Below are 20,534 nucleotides of genomic sequence, written 5' to 3' on the forward strand. Positions count from 1 at the left end.
TTTGCCTTCGGCTTCCTCCAGATTCGCAGTTACCCGCGACACCCTTGCCGTTCGGCTAACTCTTCCCCTTGCCGGGCGAGTAGAGGACTTCCACCTCCAAGTGAGTGCGCCCTGCCGGGCGCACCAAAAAGAAAAAGCCCGCTTACGCGGGCTTTCGGGAAAAGCGCTGTGCGCCGCCGCATCTGCGACGGCGCCCGCGGCGATCACTCGAACTCGATGATCACCTCGTCCACCGACAGGCTCGCGCCCGGCTTCGCGACGAGCTTCTTGACCTTGCCATCCTGCTCGGCCTTGAGCACGTTTTCCATCTTCATCGCCTCGATGATCGCGAGCTTCTCGCCCGCCTTCACTTCCTGGCCTTCGGCGACGCAGATGTCGCGCAGCAGGCCGGGCATCGGCGACAGCAGGAACTTCGACATGTCCGGCGGCAGCTTCTCGGGCATCAGCGACAGCAGCTTGGCCGCGCGCTCGGTCATCACGATCGGCTCGACCTGCAGGCCGCAGTGCGAGATGCGGTAGCGCAGGCCGCGGCGCTCGATCTGCAGGCAGATCGGCACGCCATTGACCGTGCCCTGGAACAGCAGGTCGCCGAAGGTCCAGTCGGAGACGATGCGGTAGGTCTTGTCGGCGTGGGTGATCTCCAGCCCGCCGCCTTCCAGACGCTGAACCGCGACCGGGTACTGCTTGCCGCCCATCACCACCACCCATGCGCCGCCGACCTTGCGGCCGTGGCCGGCGAGCTGGCCGTCGATCTGCACGGCGCGGTCGATGTAGCGCAGGCGCGCGAAGGTCGCGACCGCCGCGAGCAGCGCCGGATCGTCGTGCGGCACCATCGACGCGTCGAAGCCCTGCGGGTATTCCTCGGCGATGAAGCCGGTGTTGAAGTTGCCCGAGCAGAAGCGCGGATGCTGCAGCAGCGCGGCCTGGAAGGGGATGTTCGAGCTGATGCCGCGGATCACGAAGGCGTTGAGCGCGTCGCGCATGCGCTCGATGGCCTGCTCGCGGTTCGCGCCATGCACGATCAGCTTGGCGATCATCGAGTCGTAGTACATCGAGATCTCGCCGCCTTCGAACACGCCGGTGTCGACGCGCACCTGGCCCGGCACTTCGGCCGGCGCCTGGAACTTCACGAGGCGGCCGGTCGAGGGCAGGAAGCCGCGGAAGGGATCTTCCGCGTTGATGCGGCATTCCATCGACCAGCCGTTGATCGTGACATCGGCCTGCGCGAGCGGCAGCTTCTCGCCGTAGGCGACACGGATCATCTGCTCGACGAGATCGAGGCCGGTGATGAGCTCGGTGACCGGATGCTCGACCTGCAGGCGGGTGTTCATCTCGAGGAAGTAGAACTCCTTGGTCGCACCGCTGACGACGAACTCGACCGTGCCGGCCGACTCGTAGTTCACCGCGCGCGCCAGCGCCACCGCCTGCTCGCCCATCGCCTTGCGCGTCTCCGGGTCGAGGAAGGGGCTCGGCGCCTCTTCGATGACCTTCTGGTGACGACGCTGGATCGAGCACTCGCGCTCGTTCAGATACACGTAGTTGCCGAACGAGTCGCCCAGCACCTGGATCTCGATATGGCGCGGCTCGAGCACGTACTTCTCGATGAAGACGCGGTCGTCGCCGAAGGAGTTGCGCGCTTCATTGACGCAGGACGAGAAGCCTTCGAAGGCCTCCTGGTCGTTGTACGCGACGCGCAGGCCCTTGCCGCCGCCGCCGGCGGAGGCCTTGATCATCACCGGGTAGCCAATCTTCTTGGCGATCTCGACCGCTTCGGCCGGACCGGCAATCGCGTCGTTGTAGCCGGGGATGGTGTTCACGCCGGCTTCGATCGCGAGCTTCTTCGACTCGATCTTGTCGCCCATCTTGGCGACCGAGTAGTGCTTCGGCCCGATGAACTTGATGCCTTCCTCTTCGAGGCGGCGCGAGAACTCGGCGTTTTCCGACAGGAAGCCGTAACCCGGATGGACCGCCTCGGCGCCCGTCTGCTTGCAGGCGGCGATGATCTTGTCCATCACCAGGTAGGACTCTTTCGACGGCGCCGGGCCGATGCACACGGCCTCGTCGGCGAGCTCGACGAAGAGCGCGTCCTTGTCGGCCTCGGAATGCACGGCGACGGTGGCGATGCCCATCTTGCGGGCGGTCTTGATCACGCGGCAGGCGATTTCGCCGCGGTTTGCGATCAGGATTTTCTTGAACATTTCTTTCCTCAATTCGAAGCGACAACTGAGCGATATGGCGCACGCAGGGCAAGGCGGCGACGCAGGCGGCGACGAGACAGTACGCCAGTACGGCGAGGAGCAGACGAGGAAGCCAACGCCGCCATGCGTGATGCCAGATCGGTCAGAGCGGGATGTTGCCGTGCTTGCGCCAGGGATTCTCGAGTTCCTTGTTCTTCAGCATCGACAGCGAGCGGCACACGCGCTTGCGCGTCTCGTGCGGCATGATCACGTCGTCGATGAAGCCGCGCGCCCCCGCGACGAACGGGTTCGCGAAACGCGCCTTGTACTCGGCCTCGCGCTGGGCGATCTTGGCCGGGTCGTCCTTCTCGCCGCGGAAGATGATCTCCACCGCGCCCTTCGGGCCCATCACCGCAATCTCGGCCGACGGCCAGGCGAAGTTCACGTCGCCGCGCAGGTGCTTCGACGACATCACGTCGTAGGCGCCGCCGTAGGCCTTGCGCGTGATGATCGTGACCTTCGGCACCGTGCACTCGGCATAGGCGTAGAGCAGCTTGGCGCCGTGCTTGATGATGCCGCCGTACTCCTGCGTGGTGCCCGGCATGAAGCCCGGGACGTCGACGAGGGTCACCACCGGGATGTTGAACGCATCGCAGAAGCGCACGAAGCGCGCCGCCTTGATCGAGCTCTTGATGTCGAGGCAGCCCGCCAGCACCAGCGGCTGGTTCGCGACGATGCCGACCGGCGCGCCTTCCATGCGCGCGAAGCCGATGATGATGTTCTTGGCGTAGTCGGGCTGCAGCTCGAAGAAGTCGCCGTCGTCGACCATCTTGAAGATGACTTCCTTCATGTCGTACGGCTGGTTCGGATTGCTCGGCACCAGCGTGTCGAGCGAGAAGTCCAGACGCTCGGCGGGGTCGATCGCCGGCACGGTCGGGGCCTTCTCGCGGTTGCTCGACGGGATGAAGCCGACGAGGCGGCGCGTCATCATCAGCGCCTCGACGTCGTTCTCGAACGCGAGGTCGGCCACGCCCGACTTGGTGTTGTGGGTGATCGCGCCGCCCAGCTCCTCGGCGGTCACTTCCTCGTGGGTCACGGTCTTCACGACTTCGGGACCGGTCACGAACATGTAGGACGAATCCTTCACCATGAAGATGAAGTCGGTCATCGCCGGGCTATACACCGCGCCGCCGGCGCAGGGGCCCATGATCAGCGAGATCTGCGGCACGACGCCCGAGGCCATCACGTTGCGCTGGAACACGTCCGCGTAGCCGCCGAGCGAATCGACGCCTTCCTGGATGCGCGCGCCACCCGAGTCGTTGAGGCCGATCACCGGCGCGCCGACCTTCATCGCGTGGTCCATCACCTTGCAGATCTTCTCGGCGTGCGTCTCCGACAGCGAGCCGCCGAACACCGTGAAGTCCTGCGAGAACACGAACACCAGGCGGCCGTTGACGGTGCCGTAGCCGGTCACGACGCCGTCACCCGGCGTGTGGTCCGCTTCCATGCCGAACTCGGTGCAGCGGTGCTCCTTGAACATGTCCCACTCTTCGAAGCTGCCTTCGTCGAGCAGCAGCTCGATGCGCTCGCGCGCCGTGAGCTTGCCCTTGGAATGCTGCGCGTCGATGCGCTTCTGACCGCCGCCGAGGCGCGCCTTCGCGCGCTTTTCGTCGAGCTGGCGAATGATCTCTTGCATTGATGACCTCCTTGACTTGTTCTGCTGTCCCGGCCTTGTGCCGGCCGGGCGTTCAACTCTATTCAGATCGTAGGGCGGAAAAGCGAAGCGCCTTCCGCCGCATGCGCCAATCCGACCTTCCTCGGCTCCGATTCATGCGGCGGCGCATGTGCCCAATCCGGCCTTCGGCTCATCCGCCCTACGGAGCGTCCTTCTCCACATATCCAAGCAATCGCATCGCTGCGGCCGAGGGCGTCGTGGTGCCCTCCTCCACCGCCCGCGCGAGCGCGGGCAATTCCTGCTTCACCTGCGCGTGCCCACGGAAATGGCTGCGCAGCCCGGCATCGATCAGGTCCCACATCCACGCCAGCGCCTGGTGGCGCCGCTTCGCCTCGAACTCGCCCGAGGCCGTCATCGCCTTGCGGTAGTCCGTCACCGCCGTCCAGAAATCGGCGATGCCCTGCTTCTGCAGCGCGGAGAGCGTCAGCACCGGCACCGTCCAGTTCGGGCTCGCCGGGCGCAGCATGTGCAGCGCCGTCTTCATCTGCGACTTGGCGCGCATCGCCGCACCCGCATCGATGTCCGCCTTGTTGATGACGATCAGGTCGGCGATCTCCATGATGCCCTTCTTGATCGCCTGCAGGTCGTCACCCGCGTTCGGCAGCTGCAGCAGGCAGAAGATGTCGCTCATGCCCGCCACCGCGGTCTCGCTCTGGCCGACGCCGACGGTCTCGATGATGATCACGTCGAAACCCGCGGCCTCGCACACCAGCATCGTCTCGCGCGTCTTCTCGGCGACGCCGCCGAGGCTGCCCGCGGACGGGCTCGGGCGGATGAAGGCCGCCGGGTTCTGGCTCAGCAGCTCCATGCGCGTCTTGTCGCCGAGGATCGAGCCGCCCGTCAGCGACGAGGACGGATCGACGGCCAGTACCGCGACGCGCAGGCCCTGCTCGATGAGGTACAGGCCCAGCGCCTCGATGAAGGTCGACTTGCCCACCCCCGGCACACCGGAGATGCCCACCCGCATCGCGCCACCGGTCTGCGGCAGCAGCGCCTCCAGCACCTGGCGCGCGCGGGCCTTGTGGTCCTCGCGCTGCGACTCGATCAAGGTGATCGTCTTCGCGAGCGGACGCAGCTGACGCGCACGCACGCCCTCGACCAACGCCTGGTCGGCGGCATCGAGGGCGGGCAGGTGTTCGGGCTTGTTCATCGACATCGAGGCATCAACGGGGCGGTTCACGTAGGGCGGAAAAGCGAAGCGCCTTCCGCCACCGGTGCGACATACGGCGGAAGGCGCCTTCGGCTTTTCCGCCCTACGGAAATCAGGCCTTCGCGGCGCGGATCTGCTTCAGCACTTCGCGCGCGGCCACCGGAATCGGCGTGCCCGGCCCGAAGATGCCTTTTGCCCCGGCAGCATACAGCGTGTCGTAATCCTGTGCCGGGATCACGCCGCCGACGAAGACGACGATGTCGTCCGCGCCGAGCTTCTTCAGCTCGCCGACGATCTGCGGCACCAGCGTCTTGTGGCCCGCGGCGAGGCTGGAGCAGCCGACCGCATGCACGTCGTTCTCGACCGCGTGGCGCGCGGCCTCTTCCGGCGTCTGGAAGAGCGGGCCGATGTCGATGTCGAAGCCGAGGTCGGCGAACGCGGACGCAACCACCTTCGCGCCGCGATCGTGGCCGTCCTGGCCGAGCTTGGCGATCATGATGCGCGGGCGGCGCCCCTCTTCGGCGACGAAGGCTTCGATCTCGGCCTTCAGGTCCTTCCAGTCGACATCGTTTTCCACGACGGCTCCATACACGCCGGACACGGCTTGCGGGTTGGCACGGAAGCGGCCGAAGACCTTCTCCAGCGCATCCGAGATCTCGCCGACGGTGGCGCGCAGGCGCACCGCCTTGACGGCGAGATCGAGCAGGTTGCCCTCATTGGTTTCGGCACACTTCGTCAGCGCCGCCAGCGCGGCCTGCACCGCGGCGTTGTCGCGCGTCGCGCGGATCTTGGTGAGGCGCGCGATCTGCGCCTCGCGCACGGCGTGGTTGTCGATGTCGAGGATCTCGATCGGGTCTTCCTTCGCCAGCTTGTACTTGTTCACGCCGACGATGACGTCCTTGCCCGAGTCGATGCGCGCCTGCTTGTCGGCGGCGCATTCCTCGACCTTCATCTTGGCCCAGCCGGACTCGACCGCCTTGGTCATGCCGCCCATCGCCTCGATTTCCTCGATCAGCGCCCAGGCCTTGTCGGCCATGTCCTGCGTGAGCTTCTCCATCATGTAGGAGCCGGCCCACGGATCGACGACGTTACAGATGTGCGTCTCTTCCTGGATGATGATCTGGGTGTTGCGCGCGATACGCGCCGAGAAGTCGGTCGGCAGCGCGATCGCTTCGTCGAGCGCGTTGGTGTGCAGCGACTGCGTGCCGCCGAACACCGCGGCCATCGCCTCGATCGTCGTGCGCACGACGTTGTTGTACGGGTCCTGCTCGGTGAGCGACCAGCCGGAAGTCTGCGAGTGCGTGCGCAGCATCATCGACTTCGCGCTCTTCGGGTTGAACTGCTTCATGATCCGCCACCACAGCAGACGCGCCGCGCGCATCTTGGCGATCTCGAGGTAGAAGTTCATGCCGACCGCCCAGAAGAAGGACAGGCGGCCCGCGAAGGTGTCGACGTCCATGCCGCTCTTGATACCGGTGCGGACGTACTCGAGGCCGTCGGCGAGCGTGAAGGCGAGTTCGATCGCCTGGTTCGCGCCCGCTTCCTGGATGTGGTAGCCGGAGATCGAGATGCTGTTGAACTTCGGCATGTGCGACGACGTGTACTGGAAGATGTCGGCGATGATCTTCATCGACGGCGTCGGCGGGTAGATGTAGGTGTTGCGGACCATGAACTCCTTGAGGATGTCGTTCTGGATGGTCCCCGAGAGCTTGTCCTGCGAGACGCCCTGCTCCTCGGCGGCGATGATGTAGCCGGCGAGGATCGGCAGCACGGCGCCGTTCATCGTCATCGACACGGAAATCTTGTCGAGCGGGATGCCGTCGAAGAGGATCTTCATGTCTTCCACGGAATCGATCGCGACACCGGCCTTGCCGACATCGCCGGTCACGCGCGGATGGTCGGAGTCGTAGCCGCGGTGCGTCGCGAGGTCGAACGCGACCGACACGCCCTGGCCGCCGGCGGCGAGCGCCTTGCGGTAGAAGGCGTTGGATTCCTCGGCGGTCGAGAAGCCGGCGTACTGGCGGATGGTCCACGGCTTCACCGCGTACATCGTCGGCTGCGGGCCGCGCAGGAAGGGTTCGAAACCGGGCAAGGTATCGGCGTGCTGCAGGTCGGCGGTGTCGGCCTTCGTATACAGCGGCTTCACCGCGATGCCTTCGGGCGTGACCCAGTTGAGCTTCTCCACGTCGCCACCCGGCGCCTGCTTCGCGGCGGCCTTGTTCCAGGCTTCCACGTCCGACTGCGGATAAGCCGGCATCTTGTCGTTCGGCATGACAAACCCTCTCTGATTCCAAAGGCCGCGGCAAGCGGCGTTGCTATGTTGTGTACTGCTGATCAAACGTCTTGTCGGCGACGACGAGACCGCCCGCAGTCCATGGACCACGGGCGGTCGCCGGCGCTCCCGCGCTATCGACGCAGCTCCCTCTCCCTCTCGCCCCGCAAACGCAATGGCGTCGACCGGACGATTTCCCTTTCTGCGTCGTGCCCGGGAAGTTGACTTGTGCGAGCGGAGAAATAATACTTTATCCATAATTATGAATGCAACAGCGAAATCGACCGCGCGTCGCTGAGGCGTTTTCCGGGAAACCGCGCGTGAGCCGATCCGGCCCGTGCAGAAGGTTTCTCGCAGATCCGTTAGACTCGCGGCCGCCACACCCTGCCAGCAAAAATTACTCATGACTGCATCCCGCATCGCCCCCCTCGCCCTGTACCAGGAGGTGGCCGAAAGACTGCGCCAGCGAATCTTCTCGCACGAACTGCCGCCCGGCACCTGGGTGGACGAACAGGCGCTGGCCGACGACTACGGGATCTCGCGCACGCCGCTGCGCGAAGCGCTGAAGGTGCTCGCCTCCGAGGGCCTGGTCACGCTCAAGCCGCGTCGCGGCTGCTACGTCACCGAGATCTCCGAGCGCGACCTCGACGAGATCTTCACCGTGATGGCGCTGCTCGAAGGTCAGTGCGCGCAGACGACCGCGCAGAAGGCCACCGACGCCGATCTCGATCGCCTGCGCGGCATCCACGCCGACCTCGAAAAGGCGGCGGCGGCCGAGGACATCAACGGCTTCTTCGAGGCCAACCAGGCCTTCCACCTCGCCCTGCAGGAGATCACCGACAACCGCTGGCTGCAGCACGCGATCGAGGACCTGCGCCGCGTCATCAAGCTGTCGCGCCACCATTCGCTGTTCAGCGAAGGACGCCTCGAACAGTCGCTCGCGGAACATCGGGGCATCCTCGCGGCACTGACCGGGCGCCGTGCCGATGAGGCCGAACTGCTGATGCGCGCCCACATCCGCAGCGGCCGCGCCGCCCTCGGGCGCATCGCCAAGGCGCGCAACAAGGTCGCGTGAGCAACGGCGTCGAAGAATCGTAGGGCGGAAAAGCGAAGCGCCTTCCGCCGTCTGCGCGGGTCGATCCGCACACCCCATCCGGCGGATAACGCCTTCGGCTCATCCGCCCTGCGGAGCGTCCCTCACCCGCCCGGCCGCGTCATCGCCTCGGCATCGACCCACAGGTCGAACTCCTCCGCGCCGACGTAGCCGCTCGCCAGCGCCGCCTCGCGCAGCGACAAGCCCTCGCGGTGCGCCTTCTTCGCGATCTCGGCCGCGCGGTCGTAGCCGATGTGGCGATTGAGCGCCGTCACCAGCATCAGGTTCTTCTCCAGATTCGCGCGGATGCGCGGCAGATTCGGCTTGAGGCCACGCGCACAATGCGTCTCGAAGGCGTCGCACGCATCGGCGAGCAGCGCGATGCTTTCCAGCACGTTGTGCGCCATCACCGGCTTGTAGACGTTGAGCTGGAAATTGCCCTGTGTGCCGGCGAAGGCGACCGCGGCATCGTTGCCGAACACCTGCACGCACACCATCGTCAGCGCCTCGCACTGCGTGGGGTTCACCTTGCCCGGCATGATCGACGAGCCCGGCTCGTTCTCCGGGATCAGCAATTCGCCGATGCCGCAGCGCGGACCGCTCGCGAGCCAGCGCACGTCGTTCGCCATCTTCATCAGCCCGCCGGCGAGCGTGCGCAGCGCGGCCGATGCCTGCACCAGCGCGTCATGCGCGGCCAGCGCGAAGAAGCGGTCCGGCGCGCTGCGGAAGGGGTGGCCCGTCAGCTCCGCGATCGCCGCCGCGGCGCAGTCGCCGAAGCGCGGATGCGCATTGAGCCCGGTCCCGACCGCCGTGCCGCCGATCGCCAGCTCATGCAGCCCCGGCAGGCTCGCCCCCACCGCAGCGAGCCCGAAGTCGATCTGCGCCACCCACGCGCCGATCTCCTGCCCGAGCGTGACCGGTGTCGCGTCCTGCAGATGTGTGCGCCCGGTCTTGACGATTTCCTCGTAGGCCTTCGCCTTGTCCGCCAGCGTGTCGCGCAGGCGCTGCACGGCGGGCAGGAGGCGCTCGTGCAGTTCGCCGACGATCGCGATGTGCATCGCGGTCGGAAAGGTGTCGTTCGACGACTGCCCGCGATTGACATGGTCGTTCGGATGCACCGGCCGCTTCGAGCCGATGGTGCCACCCGCCAGCGCAATCGCGCGATTGGCGATCACCTCGTTGGCGTTCATGTTGGACTGGGTCCCGGAGCCGGTCTGGAACACGACCAGCGGGAAGTGCGCGTCGAGCTCGCCCGAGATGACCTCGTCCGCCGCGCGGCCGATCAGTTCCGCCAGCTCGGGCGCCAGTTCGCCCAGCTCGGCATTCGCCTGCGCCGCGGCCTTCTTCAGGATGCCGAGCGCACGGATCATCGGCCGTCCCCAGCGGAAGCGATCCGTGCCGATCGGGAAATGGGCGAGCGAGCGCTCGGTCTGCGCGCCCCAGTAACGGTCCGCCGCGACCTCGACGGAGCCCATCGAGTCGGTTTCGGTGCGCGTCGCTTTCATGCTCGTCTCCCGGCCGTTTTCCGGCGTACTTTTCTTTGACGCCCGCTGCCGGCGGGGATTCCTCCTCGCACGGGCTCCGTGATTTTGTAACTTAGCGCAAACATTCCGCACGGCTACCATTCACACCGGGCAAGGAAGCGGCGACTTCGGGCCGCGAGCGACGCGCAGCCCGGGAGAGACTCCACGCGATGCCTGGAACCGACGGCAACTCCAATAGACAAGCCCGCATGTACACAACGGCCGCCGGCGCGGGCAGCAGCCCGGAACTGCGGCGGGTGCTGGCGAACATCCGCGTCCTCGTCGCAATCGTCGCGGCCACGGAAGCGATGACGCTGTCGGTGGCGACGCGCCCGACGATGATGCTCGTTGTGCTCGGCTACGCCGTCTGGGCCGGCTGGCTGTGCTGGGTCGAGCTCAACGGCCTGCGCTCGCTACGCTCGCCGCTTACCTCGTGGATCGACGCGGCCTGGATCCTGCTCTTCGCGTGGCTCGCCGGCACGCAGGGCACCACCTACACGCTGCTGCTGCTCTTTCCCGTGCTCTTCGCCGCCCTCAGCTTCGGCTTCCTGACCGGCCTGGCCGTGTCGCTGTTCGCCGCGACGGGGGCCACTGCCGAGATCATGCTGCGCGACCTGCAGGTGGGCAAAGTCGCGCTCGAAGTGATCCTGCAACCGCTCTCCATCCTGATACTCGGCCCCCTGGTAGCAGGGCTCGCACGCGCGGGCGTGCGAATGAACGAACAAATCACGGTGGCCGACCGGCTTCTCGGCGAGGCCGACCCGCGCCTCGGCGTGAAGCGCGTTGCCAAAACGCTGCTGCAAGGGCTCACCCGCCACTTTGCCGCCGACCCCGGTCTTCTCATGATCTGGCTCCCCGGCGGCGAAGCACACCTGTTTCGCACCGACCGCGGCTGCGACTTCAGCGAAGTCACCGGCGAACTGCGCAGCGCCCTCGTCGACGCGCTCGCGGCACTGCCTGCAAACATTGCAAGCATGCATCACCATACCTACCTGTTCGGCCGGATTCCGCTGCGCTACACGAGCGGCTTCGACCTCGTCAGGCGGACCCCGACCGCCGCGGCACGCGCCGCCGTCCAGGACCTCGCCGACGCGCTCGACGCTCACTCCATGCTCGCGATTCCGCTGTGCCGCCGCGGCCCCCATCCCTGCCGCCTTGTGCTCGCATCCAGTCAGCGCCGCTACCGCTCGCACGATGCCGAACTGCTCGCGGGCATACTCGACCAGCTCACCCCGGTGATCGAGAACGCCGGCCTGCTCGAACGCCTTGCCGACGAAGCCATGGCCACCGAACGTGCGCGCATCGGCCGCGATCTGCACGACACGGCGATCCAGCCCTACCTCGGGCTCAAATACGGCATCGAAGCCCTCGCCCGCAAGGCCGGGCCGGACAATCCGCTACGCGACGACGTGCAAGCCCTGCAGCAGATCGCTCTGGAGGAACTGCACACGCTGCGCGAACTCGTCAGCGGCATGCGCGACGGCAGCGGCAACGGGGACGACGCCCTGCTTCCGGCGCTGCGGCGCCAGGCCAAACGCTTCCGCGAGCTGTTCGGGATCGACGTGGCGGTGCAATGCGAAGGCGCCATTCCAATGCGGCGCAAGCTCGCCGCGACAATATTCCCGATGGTCAGCGAGGCGCTCACGAACATCCGCCGCCACACCCCGGCAACCCGTTCGGAGATCCTCGTGCGCAACCACGACGATGCATGCGTCGTGAATATCCGCAATCCACACGACATCCAATCGCCGCCGCAACCCTTTGTGCCGCGGTCGATCGTCGAACGCGCGGAGTCTGTAAATGGATGTGTCGTAGTCGACATCCGGCGGGACGGCATTACTGATCTAATGATCTCAATCCCGAAGACAGCATAAGCGGCAACGATCATGCTCGATGTCACCGAACGCACCATTCAGGTATTCCTGGTCGATGACCATCGCGCCACCCTGTGGGGGCTGGAACGCCTCATCGGCGCGGCCGACCGCATGCGCCTCGCCGGCAGCGCGACCAGCGTCGCCGAACTGCTCGCCTCCCCCGCCAGCCGCGACGCGGACGTGATCGTCATCGATCTCGATCTCGGCGGGGCGGATTCCAGCGCATCCTTCGCCGAACTGTTGCACACTTACGGCGCGAAGATCCTCGTACTGACAGGGTCGCGCGACCTCGACACCCACCGCCGCGCCGTGCTCGCAGGCGCTCGCGGCGTCGTACGCAAGGAAGAGCCGGTCGAAATCCTGCTACGCGCCATCGAAAAGGTGGACGAAGGCGACGTGTGGGTGAACCGCGCCCTCATCGGCGACATCATGAACATGCTCACCGGCGCCCGCCAGGCCGTCCCCAACCCCGACGACGCCCGCATCGCCACGCTCACGCCCAAGGAAATCGAAGTCATTACCGCCGTCGTCCGCCACAAAGGCGCCAAGAGCCTCGTCATTGCCGACGACCTCGGTATCAGCGAACACACCCTGCGCAACCACCTCACGACGATCTACCACAAGCTCGAAGTGCATGGCCGGCTCGAGCTCTATGTGTACGCGAAGGAACGCAGGATCGGTACGGAAGCCCATTCCTGAGCGGTCTCGCGACACCCAGGACAATGTTTCGGCGCAGCGAAAAGCGAAGCGCCTCCACCGCATGCAGATGCCCTTCGACCGGCTCAGGGCGAACGGAGGTATCAGTGTCTCGTACAGGAGCGCCCCCGAACGCGCGCCCTCACTCCCGCGTGTTTGATTGACCACTTAGCCGTCGATGCCCTTTCAAACACCTCGTGCCACCGCTGAGCGATTCGTGGCACGTGCGAGCCATTGCGTGACCGAATCGCATGTGGAGATATGAACATGAAGCCCCTCGAAAAGACCGCAGCGTCAGCGCACCTTCACCGAGCGTCCGGGGTGATATTGTCTATATTGTGGGCCTTATTCGCGATCGCGCACTTCAACGGTTTTCACCTCACCGGAAGAACTAGTCTGTTGATGTTTGGTCTCGCCGAGACGGCCATCGGCGTTTTCTTCCTGCTCCGCACCCAACCGAAATCCTGCACGACGCGGCCCCATGAATGGGTCACCGCGCTGGCGGGGACATTTCTTCCCCTATTCTTGCGTCCGACCACTGACACCCCGATAGCGATTGCCGACTGGTGCCTCGTTCTAGGATCGACCGTGCAGATCGTTGGCGTGCTCTCGCTCAACCGCAGCTTCGCTCTGGTTCCCGCCTTGCGCGAACTAAAGACCCATGGCATGTACCGCTTCGTCCGTCATCCAATCTATTTCAGCTACCTGATCAATTACACTTCCTATCTGACCGCCAACTTCTCGGCCGAAAACCTGCTGATCATATTGGGAAGCATTGGCTTCCTTGTCGCGCGCGTGTTCTTCGAGGAACGACATCTGAGTCAAACACCCGAGTATCGCGCCTATCAAGACCGGGTCAGGTGGCGCCTCCTCCCATATGTCTTTTGAACACAGCCCTCCTCTGGGACAACTGTCAGCCCCGCGCCGAATTCGGCAGCCTGGCTCAGTTACGCACTGCGCCAATCCGCGAGCCCCTCGAATACCTCGACCATCGCCGCCAGCTTTTCCGTCTCCATTGCCGGTAAAAAAAAGAAAGCCCCACAATACAGGCGGTCGCAAACAAATGCATGCACGCACATGATTATCAACGTATTTTTTTGCTGCGCTCCTGCAATATGGGTAGCTATGGAAGTCCTGGTCATCCGTCCCCCACGACTCGCGCTCCTATCGACCGACTTTCTGCTCGCCCATAACCAATAAACGGTCCCGATCGAGACCGCCGAGCCGACCATCCCCGTTTACCTCCACTTGCACATCCCACACTCGGCCCTGCCGGTCCACTACGTCACCGGCCTCACTGACGAATTTGTCGCCAGATCCGCCGAATCCGCTTCCGATTTGCCCCTCAACGACGTACCGGGGCCGTCGCTTGCTCTCGATATACGTCTTCGCGACGTATTCACCGATCACTCCCAAGCTGAGCAACTGAACGCCCCCGAGAAAAAACATCGGGACGAGCGTCGACGCCCACCCTGGCACCCCCTCGTGATTCACCAAGCGCTCCCACAACGCCCATAGCCCACCAGCAAAGCTCAGAAGCGAAACCACGAACCCCACGAGCGTAATTGCACGCAGCGGGGCCGCCGAAAACGACGTAACGCCCTCGAGTGCAAACGCCACCATCTTTCCGAGCGGATACTTGGTTTCACCCGCAGGCCGTTCGGTCCGGTCGTAATGCACCATCGCGCTATTGAAACCAAGCCGAGGGACGACACCGCGCAGGAAGATATTCCGTTCGTCGTACCCCTTCAACGCGTCGATTGCGCGGCGCGACAACAGACGGAAGTCCGCGTGATTGAAAATGATTTCGACCCCAAGGCGCTCCAGCAACCAGTAGTAGCCCTCCGCACTGAAGCGCTTGAAGAACGAATCGGCCGTGCGGCAGCGGCGCACCCCGTAGACGACATCGGCTCCACCATGGTACGCATCGAGCATGCCCGAGATTGCCTCCGGATCGTCCTGCAGGTCGGCATCAATTGTGATCACGGCATCGCCCGACGCTGAGAAAAGGCCCGCCAACAATGCGTTCTGGTGTCCGCAATTGCGTGACAGCTTGATACCCTGGACTCGCCGTTCCTTAGCAGCGAGCGCCTCCACAATCTGCCACGTCCCGTCGGATGAGCCATCGTCAACGAAATACAAGGCGCTCCCCTCGTCGGCTTTGCCCCGCGCCCGCAGATCGGCCAGCACGGTCAGCAGCCGCCGCGCGGTATCCGGAAGTACCGCTGCCTCGTTGTAGCAGGGCACAACGACGGCAAGTCGTGTCATGTCGTCTCCTCCGCCTGCGAGGGTCGATCCGCAAACACCCACCATCGACATCCGCAGTAGCTGACCAGCACATAAGGCAGAACCGCCACCGCCTGAGCCCAGGCCGCGGCCAACCCCACCTCTATGGCACCCAACAACGTGACGATATTCAGCAACCACGCAGACAGTACGACAAGCAAGAATTTCACGGCATGTCGTAACAAGGGGCCACGCCCCGCAAAGGTCCAGTGTCGGTTCAGCGCAAAACTGAACATCAATCCGATCGCATATCCTGCCGCGTTGGCTGCAACCTCGCCCAATCCCGACGCCCGCGCCCCGTAAATGGAAGCCAGCCCGACGGCCGTGTTGCCCACACCTACCGCGCCAAAGCGCCACACGGTCGCGCATCGCTTCACGGCTTGCATCTCCGCGCACAAAGACGGTATTGCGCGCCGAGCGGCAACCATTCGAGATACGGCTCCAGAGGTCGCAGAAAGCGCAAAGCGCCGGGAAAGAAAATGCGGTATGCAAGTGTGACGCTGCCAAAACCTGCCGCGCGCAGGCGCTCCCTCATCGTACGCGCCCGAATCAGTACGGCATTGGCGTCGAACGGACAGGTATCCACGGCATGTCGTGTCAACGGATTCAGCGGGTTATGCTCGAACAGAAACAGGCTCCCGCCGTCGGCCAGCGTCCGTAGCAGTTCGCGCAAGAGCGCCAGATGCGCGGCGGCATCAATGTGATGGAAGACACAGGCCGCAAACGCCACGTCGAAGGTCCCGTCCTCGAACGGAATCGTGACGCCGTCAAAGCAGCAATACTCTACAGCCCCCGGATAGCGATCACGCGCAATCGCCAGCGAGCGCTCCGATACGTCGAGACAGGTCAGCGATGCCCGCGGAAAGAACTCGCGCCAATAGGGAACGGAACCACCTATGCCTGCACCGAAGTCCAGAATGCGCGTGGTGGCCTGTGCTGCGGGAGAACGCGCAACATCCTGAACCTTGTAGCGTGCGAAGTAAGCCGGACTTTCACCCGAAAGCCCGATATTGGCAGCATGCTGCTGCTCGTATTCGTCCGCACAACGGTCGAACTCGGCTCGCTCCATCAATGCTCTCTCATTGAACCGCACCGACGGAGTCCCTGACGTGGGCGACGGCCACCCCGTCGGCATGAACCCGCCTCCAGCCGGGAAGGTGGTCCAACAACGCCACAGCGGGTGTCCCCGTTCCCAGCAAGGTCCAGCCGATACGGTAATCCGCCAGCAACTTCTCGAGTGCGGCTGTATCCGCCAGTCCCACCGCGTCGATATAACGCTTCAGCAGTTCGTCGCCATACATGTCGGCACGTCCATCGATGAACACAGGTATGCCGCGATAGATCAGGTAACCACCAAAATTGTACGAATTGAGAACTGGCCCTGAAGCTCCCACGCGAATGGCGGCGTCGACCGCCGCTTCGGGCGAGCTCGCGGCTGCGGGCGAGAAACGCCCTGTCTGAAGCACTGCACCGATCACTACTGCGGCAAGCACCACTGCCACGGCAATTGCCCCGCGTCGTGCGGGCAAGGCAAATGCCGAAAAAATGCGATCCAGGGACTCCGCATCAGGCATAGCTCCCTTCGTCTTGTGCCAGACAGCCGCGAAAGGCGTCGCGATCAGGAAGGGGCTGACCAGCCCCAGAACCGACATATGGCGGTGATGTTTGAGCGCGAGGTGCACCAGTCCCAGCATGAGGATCAGTCTCAACAACGGCAGCCGCATGCGCCCCGAGCACGCTGCAGCCAATACCAGCATGAGCCAGACTTCCAATGTCTGCAGTTTCTGGAAATCCGGCGAGCGCCACTCCGAAATAACCTTGAGGGCGAGATCCATGCCGCTCACCTGCACCGGATACCAAAGCCCCCACCAGCCCGAGGGAGTAATCATCGCCGCAAAGACGGCCAAGCCGACAAAACACGCCCATCGGACAGCCGCCTTGCGCCGACATTCGGCAGCTTGGCTCAGCACCGCATCCAGCGCCAGAACGCCGCTCAAGCCAAGCCCGAGAACAAAGCTGCCGTGCAAATTCGCCCACAACACCATCAGGATCAGCGCCCCCCACGGAGGATCGCTTCGACGTTCCCCCGCATCCACCAGGGTTCCCACCCAAACGGCAAGCAGCGGCCATACGAGAACGTGAGGGCGCGCCAGCAAATGCCCCATCAACATGCCGGCAGCCAATGCCGTCAGCAGCAGCGCATGTATCGGCTCCATCCGGCCGAGCAGAAAACGCAGCAGATACGCCAAGGTTCCGGCAAAAAGCAGCGCAACCAATACGACCAGCCCCGTCCAATCCGCGAGTGCCTGCACGCTTGCGAGCACCACCTCCGACAGCCATTCATGTGCTGTCCAGGGAACACCGGGCATCGAATGTGAAAACGGGTCAACGTGCGGAACCGCTTTGTTCGCCAGGATCCACTGCCCCGCAGCGATATGCCAGTAAGTATCCGGATCGCCAAGAATTGCGTTGAACCGCTGATTGGTCAATATCTGCGAAAAAGCAAAAAACGCAGTCAGCAATGGCCAGGAAAACCCGAAAGTCCGGAATCCAGGCGGATTGACGTTACAGGCACGTTCCACTGTCGACATATCGATCAACGAATTCCAGTTTCAAGGACTGACAATCCCGGATCATTCATGAGAGGCCGTGACCCCGTGCGTAAGGCTGCCACACAACATAATCATCCATTCAAGCATGACAACCCGAAATCATGGATACCTATCCACCTAGGGCACGATTCGCTGAAACGAGAAGCACGCGCGCTGATAGCGAGGCATGTATCGTTCGCGAGCTCACAATCAGGCTTCACAAGCAAGGTGAGTAGGCAGCTCAGAACGGGGGTGACCGCATCCCTTATAAACTTGTCCCGAGTGGACAAGACGTGCGTATTTCACGGGCTACACGAGACATCAAAGCATTATGTGAAAGATGTCACGGCCTCGGAAAACCAATCCGATCGATCGTCGCCCCTGATACCCGGGCATGAAAAACATCGAGCTGTCCTTGTTTGCTCGCGAGCCAAGCCCCTTCTGTTTCGAGCCCGTCCCGCCCGCCCGGTGAATTCCCCGCGGGCCCGTGACATTCGTCCCGGTCGCGACAGTCACATATGCCTAAGCCGTCAGGGCGCAATGAACGATGTATGGAGAATCACGTTTTCATAAGCTGGCATCAAGGGTTCAGGACGGAGCGGAACGATGAAAGCCAGCCGGTTCAAGACGCTCGCAATTTCGTTCTATCAGGAGCAGGACGCGGTCACGGCAATCGAGTATGCACTGCTGGCTTCGCTGATTTTTGCAGTGATAGTGACCGGCGTCACGCTCCTCGGAACCGAAGTAAAGGCAATGTATGACGCACTGGCCGCCGCAATACCACCGCAGTGATCCAGCGCGTACTGATTTCCGGAACGGGCCTCCCGCTCCGGGTGACAGCCGGGAGGCCCGGCGTATTCTTGACGAAGGAGAGGATCATGCTGGAAATGCTCAAACAATTCATTCGTGACGAGGAAGGGGTGACGGCGATCGAGTACGGTCTGCTTGCAGCCCTAATCGCGGTGGCGATCATTCTGGGTGCATCGACGCTGGGCACCAACCTCAACACCCTCTTCAACAAGATCGCAACGTGTATCTCGACTCCCTCCAGCACATGCTTCAGCGGCGGCGCGTAATCAAGCACACCTGACACGCCCAACCAGTTGTGGGAACGGACGGGGTCCGTACCCACACTGGCTTTTGGATATTTGAGCTACCCGCCAGGATGGATGGCAAATGAACATCGGACTCGCGGCGCTGATCGGAGCACTGGCGTTTGCCGTGGTCACGGACATACGCCACGCCAGGGTGCCTAACCTCCTCGTGGCTCTTGGGACCGTGGCAGCCGGTCTGTACCACGGAATCTCCGTATATGGCGGAGGCGTACTGCATGTTCTCTCGGGAAGTATCGGATTGATCTCCCTCCTGGAAGGGATGATGGTCGGATTCGTCTGCCTGCTGCCTCTTTACGCGCTCCGGGCAATGGGTGCAGGCGACGTCAAGCTGATGATGATGGTCGGCGCCTTTCTCGGCCCGCTTCAGACCCTCGGCGTCGTCGTGCTGACCTTTGCCGCCGGAGGAGCCCTCGCGATCGTGATGGCCTTGTGGCAGCGCTCGTTGCGCCAGGTCGCATCGAACCTGCGCTTCCTGCTGACGACCTACGCCGTACGCGCCACCGGCGGCACCGGCCCCGAACTGGAACCCCTGCAGCAAACCGCCGGCCGCATGCCCTACGCCGTCGCCATTGCCGCCGGCACCCTCCTGCAGCTCATCCTGGTCCGCTCCGGAGGCTGGGCGCTGAGCTGATTTCGTTCGTCTCTCGGAGCACCGCCATGAACGCACCTACCAGCGCCCGGGTCATCCCGATGGATGAATCCGGTGCCTTTCCGCGTGCGCCGCGCACGCTGGACGAAACCGGCCTGCCGCTGCTGTTCCTCGTGGAGCTCGCGACGAAGCTGCTGTTCCTGCGCGGGCAGATGCGGCTCACCGAGATCTCGCACCACCTTCACTTGCCCGCAAGCGTGCTCGAAGCCCTGCTCGCCTTCATGCGCTCCGAGCGCATCTGCGAGGTAGTGCGGCGGGGCGAAACCGACGGCGACATCCTCTTCGGGCTGACCGATTCCGGGCGGGCGCGGGCATCCGAGTTTCTCGGTCGCTGCAAGTACGCTGGCCCGGCGCCCGTCAGCCTCGCGAATTACGTCGAACAGACGGACCTTCAGTCCGTGACCAGGATGCGCATCACGCGCGAGGATGTGAACGAAGCCTTCCGCGGCCTGATCATCAAGCCCGACGTTCAGGACCAGCTCGGTGCCGCGATGGGCTCGGGGCGCGCGATGTTCCTCTACGGCCCGGCCGGCGCCGGCAAGACCTACCTCGCCGAACGCCTATCGCTGCTGCTGGAAGGCAACGTCGCAGTACCGCACGCGATCATGGTCGACGGCGAGATCATCCAGGTGTTCGACCCGCTGATCCACACTCCCGTGGACGACGGACAGCGCCCTGCCGGGCTGGACAACCTGCAGCGCGCGGATCTGCGCTGGGTGCGCTGCAAGCGCCCCGTGGCGATCACCGGCGGCGAGCTGACCATGCGCATGCTCGACCTGGACTACGACATGAGCACCGGCTACTACCAGGCGCCGCCCCACGTAAAGGCCAACAACGGCATCTTCGTCGTGGACGACCTCGGCCGCCAGCTCGTCAAGCCCGAGCAGCTCATGAACCGCTGGATCGTGCCGATGGACCGCCACCACGACTACCTCGCGCTGCATAGCGGCACCAAATTCACCCTGCCCTTCGACGTGGTCCTCGTCTTCTCCACCAACCTCATGCCCTCGGAAGTGGCCGACCCCGCCTTCCTGCGCCGCCTCGGCTACAAGATCCACATCGGCCCGATGAATGAAGACGAATACAGGAACATATTCACGCGCGTCTGCGAGGAACGGGGCGTACCTTACGACGAAGCGGCCTTCCGCACGCTGCTGGACGAGTACCACAAGGTCCACAACAAGCCGCTCCTGGCTTGTTTCCCGCGGGACATCATCGGCCAGATCGCAGATCTCGCACGCTACCGTGGGGAGCCCGCAAGGCTGACGCCGGACGCCCTTCACTGGGCCTGGCACAACTACTTCGCGTCGCGCTGACCCGCGCGACGGAATAACGGGGCCCGCCACGGCGGGCATTGGCAGGGCCGCAAGCCG

17 protein-coding genes are annotated in these 20,534 nt (G+C 64.1%); 8 read left to right on the forward strand and 9 right to left on the reverse strand.

Annotated elements, in window-relative coordinates; translation table 11 throughout:
• Window positions 1-203: 203 nt before the first annotated feature.
• The 4 genes from accC to scpA form a co-directional block, all read right to left on the reverse strand.
• Window positions 204-2,198, reverse strand: coding sequence for an acetyl-CoA carboxylase biotin carboxylase subunit (accC, locus tag GPA22_RS04845; RefSeq protein ID WP_169254971.1), 1,995 nt, complete (start codon window positions 2,196-2,198; stop codon window positions 204-206).
• A gap of 142 nt (window positions 2,199-2,340) precedes the next feature.
• Entirely contained in the window at window positions 2,341-3,873 is a 1,533-nt protein-coding gene (locus GPA22_RS04850; RefSeq protein ID WP_169254972.1) for an acyl-CoA carboxylase subunit beta, read from the reverse strand.
• Between the two features lie 178 nt (window positions 3,874-4,051).
• Window positions 4,052-5,068, reverse strand: a complete 1,017-nt coding sequence (meaB, locus tag GPA22_RS04855) for a methylmalonyl Co-A mutase-associated GTPase MeaB (protein ID WP_169254973.1) — start codon at window positions 5,066-5,068, stop codon at window positions 4,052-4,054.
• Window positions 5,069-5,174: 106 nt separating this feature from the next.
• The gene (gene scpA, locus GPA22_RS04860; protein WP_169254974.1) at window positions 5,175-7,334 is read right to left on the reverse strand and encodes a methylmalonyl-CoA mutase; all 2,160 of its coding nucleotides are present in this window, start codon (window positions 7,332-7,334) and stop codon (window positions 5,175-5,177) included.
• Between the two features lie 403 nt (window positions 7,335-7,737).
• Here scpA and GPA22_RS04865 point away from each other — a divergent pair, with 403 nt between their 5' ends.
• Window positions 7,738-8,409 carry a GntR family transcriptional regulator gene (locus tag GPA22_RS04865; protein WP_169254975.1) on the forward strand — a complete coding sequence of 224 codons (672 nt, stop codon included), beginning with the start codon at window positions 7,738-7,740 and terminating at the stop codon, window positions 8,407-8,409.
• Window positions 8,410-8,531: 122 nt separating this feature from the next.
• Here GPA22_RS04865 and fumC read toward each other — a convergent pair whose 3' ends face one another.
• Entirely contained in the window at window positions 8,532-9,932 is a 1,401-nt protein-coding gene (gene fumC / locus GPA22_RS04870) for a class II fumarate hydratase (protein ID WP_169254976.1), read from the reverse strand.
• A 227-nt stretch (window positions 9,933-10,159) separates the two neighbouring features.
• Here fumC and GPA22_RS04875 point away from each other — a divergent pair, with 227 nt between their 5' ends.
• The 3 genes from GPA22_RS04875 (at window position 10,160) to GPA22_RS04885 (ending at window position 13,408) form a co-directional block, all read left to right on the forward strand.
• Window positions 10,160-11,824 carry a sensor histidine kinase gene (locus GPA22_RS04875; RefSeq protein ID WP_246264085.1) on the forward strand — a complete coding sequence of 555 codons (1,665 nt, stop codon included), beginning with the start codon at window positions 10,160-10,162 and terminating at the stop codon, window positions 11,822-11,824.
• Between the two features lie 12 nt (window positions 11,825-11,836).
• The gene (locus GPA22_RS04880) at window positions 11,837-12,523 is read left to right on the forward strand and encodes a LuxR C-terminal-related transcriptional regulator (protein WP_169254978.1); all 687 of its coding nucleotides are present in this window, start codon (window positions 11,837-11,839) and stop codon (window positions 12,521-12,523) included.
• A 264-nt stretch (window positions 12,524-12,787) separates the two neighbouring features.
• Window positions 12,788-13,408, forward strand: coding sequence for a methyltransferase family protein (locus tag GPA22_RS04885; protein WP_169254979.1), 621 nt, complete (start codon window positions 12,788-12,790; stop codon window positions 13,406-13,408).
• Window positions 13,409-13,684: 276 nt separating this feature from the next.
• Here GPA22_RS04885 and GPA22_RS04890 read toward each other — a convergent pair whose 3' ends face one another.
• Genes GPA22_RS04890 through GPA22_RS04905 form a run of 4 tightly spaced genes read right to left on the reverse strand, consistent with a single transcriptional unit; the run spans window position 13,685 to window position 17,406 of the window.
• A complete protein-coding gene (locus GPA22_RS04890) occupies window positions 13,685-14,788 on the reverse strand; it encodes a glycosyltransferase family 2 protein (RefSeq protein WP_169254980.1) in 1,104 nt (367 codons plus the stop codon).
• Window positions 14,785-15,192 carry a GtrA family protein gene (locus tag GPA22_RS04895; protein WP_211168940.1) on the reverse strand — a complete coding sequence of 136 codons (408 nt, stop codon included), beginning with the start codon at window positions 15,190-15,192 and terminating at the stop codon, window positions 14,785-14,787. The genes GPA22_RS04890 and GPA22_RS04895 overlap by 4 nt, the downstream gene beginning before the upstream one ends.
• A complete protein-coding gene (locus GPA22_RS04900; protein WP_169254982.1) occupies window positions 15,180-15,875 on the reverse strand; it encodes a class I SAM-dependent methyltransferase in 696 nt (231 codons plus the stop codon). Before GPA22_RS04900 ends, GPA22_RS04895 begins: the two co-directional genes overlap by 13 nt.
• Window positions 15,876-15,885: 10 nt before the next feature.
• The gene (locus GPA22_RS04905; RefSeq protein ID WP_169254983.1) at window positions 15,886-17,406 is read right to left on the reverse strand and encodes a hypothetical protein; all 1,521 of its coding nucleotides are present in this window, start codon (window positions 17,404-17,406) and stop codon (window positions 15,886-15,888) included.
• A gap of 597 nt (window positions 17,407-18,003) precedes the next feature.
• Between GPA22_RS04905 and GPA22_RS04910 the strand changes: the two genes are divergently transcribed.
• The 4 genes from GPA22_RS04910 to GPA22_RS04925 all read left to right on the forward strand — a co-directional run bounded on the left by GPA22_RS04910 (window position 18,004) and on the right by GPA22_RS04925 (window position 20,477).
• Entirely contained in the window at window positions 18,004-18,189 is a 186-nt protein-coding gene (locus GPA22_RS04910; RefSeq protein ID WP_169254984.1) for a Flp family type IVb pilin, read from the forward strand.
• A gap of 86 nt (window positions 18,190-18,275) precedes the next feature.
• Entirely contained in the window at window positions 18,276-18,473 is a 198-nt protein-coding gene (locus GPA22_RS04915; RefSeq protein WP_169254985.1) for a Flp family type IVb pilin, read from the forward strand.
• Between the two features lie 100 nt (window positions 18,474-18,573).
• Window positions 18,574-19,143, forward strand: a complete 570-nt coding sequence (locus tag GPA22_RS04920) for an A24 family peptidase (protein ID WP_169254986.1) — start codon at window positions 18,574-18,576, stop codon at window positions 19,141-19,143.
• A 26-nt stretch (window positions 19,144-19,169) separates the two neighbouring features.
• The gene (locus GPA22_RS04925; RefSeq protein WP_169254987.1) at window positions 19,170-20,477 is read left to right on the forward strand and encodes a P-loop NTPase family protein; all 1,308 of its coding nucleotides are present in this window, start codon (window positions 19,170-19,172) and stop codon (window positions 20,475-20,477) included.
• Window positions 20,478-20,534 lie beyond the last annotated feature (57 nt).

The sequence above is a fragment of the Aromatoleum toluvorans genome, from assembly GCF_012910905.1.
GTDB lineage: Bacteria > Pseudomonadota > Gammaproteobacteria > Burkholderiales > Rhodocyclaceae > Aromatoleum > Aromatoleum toluvorans.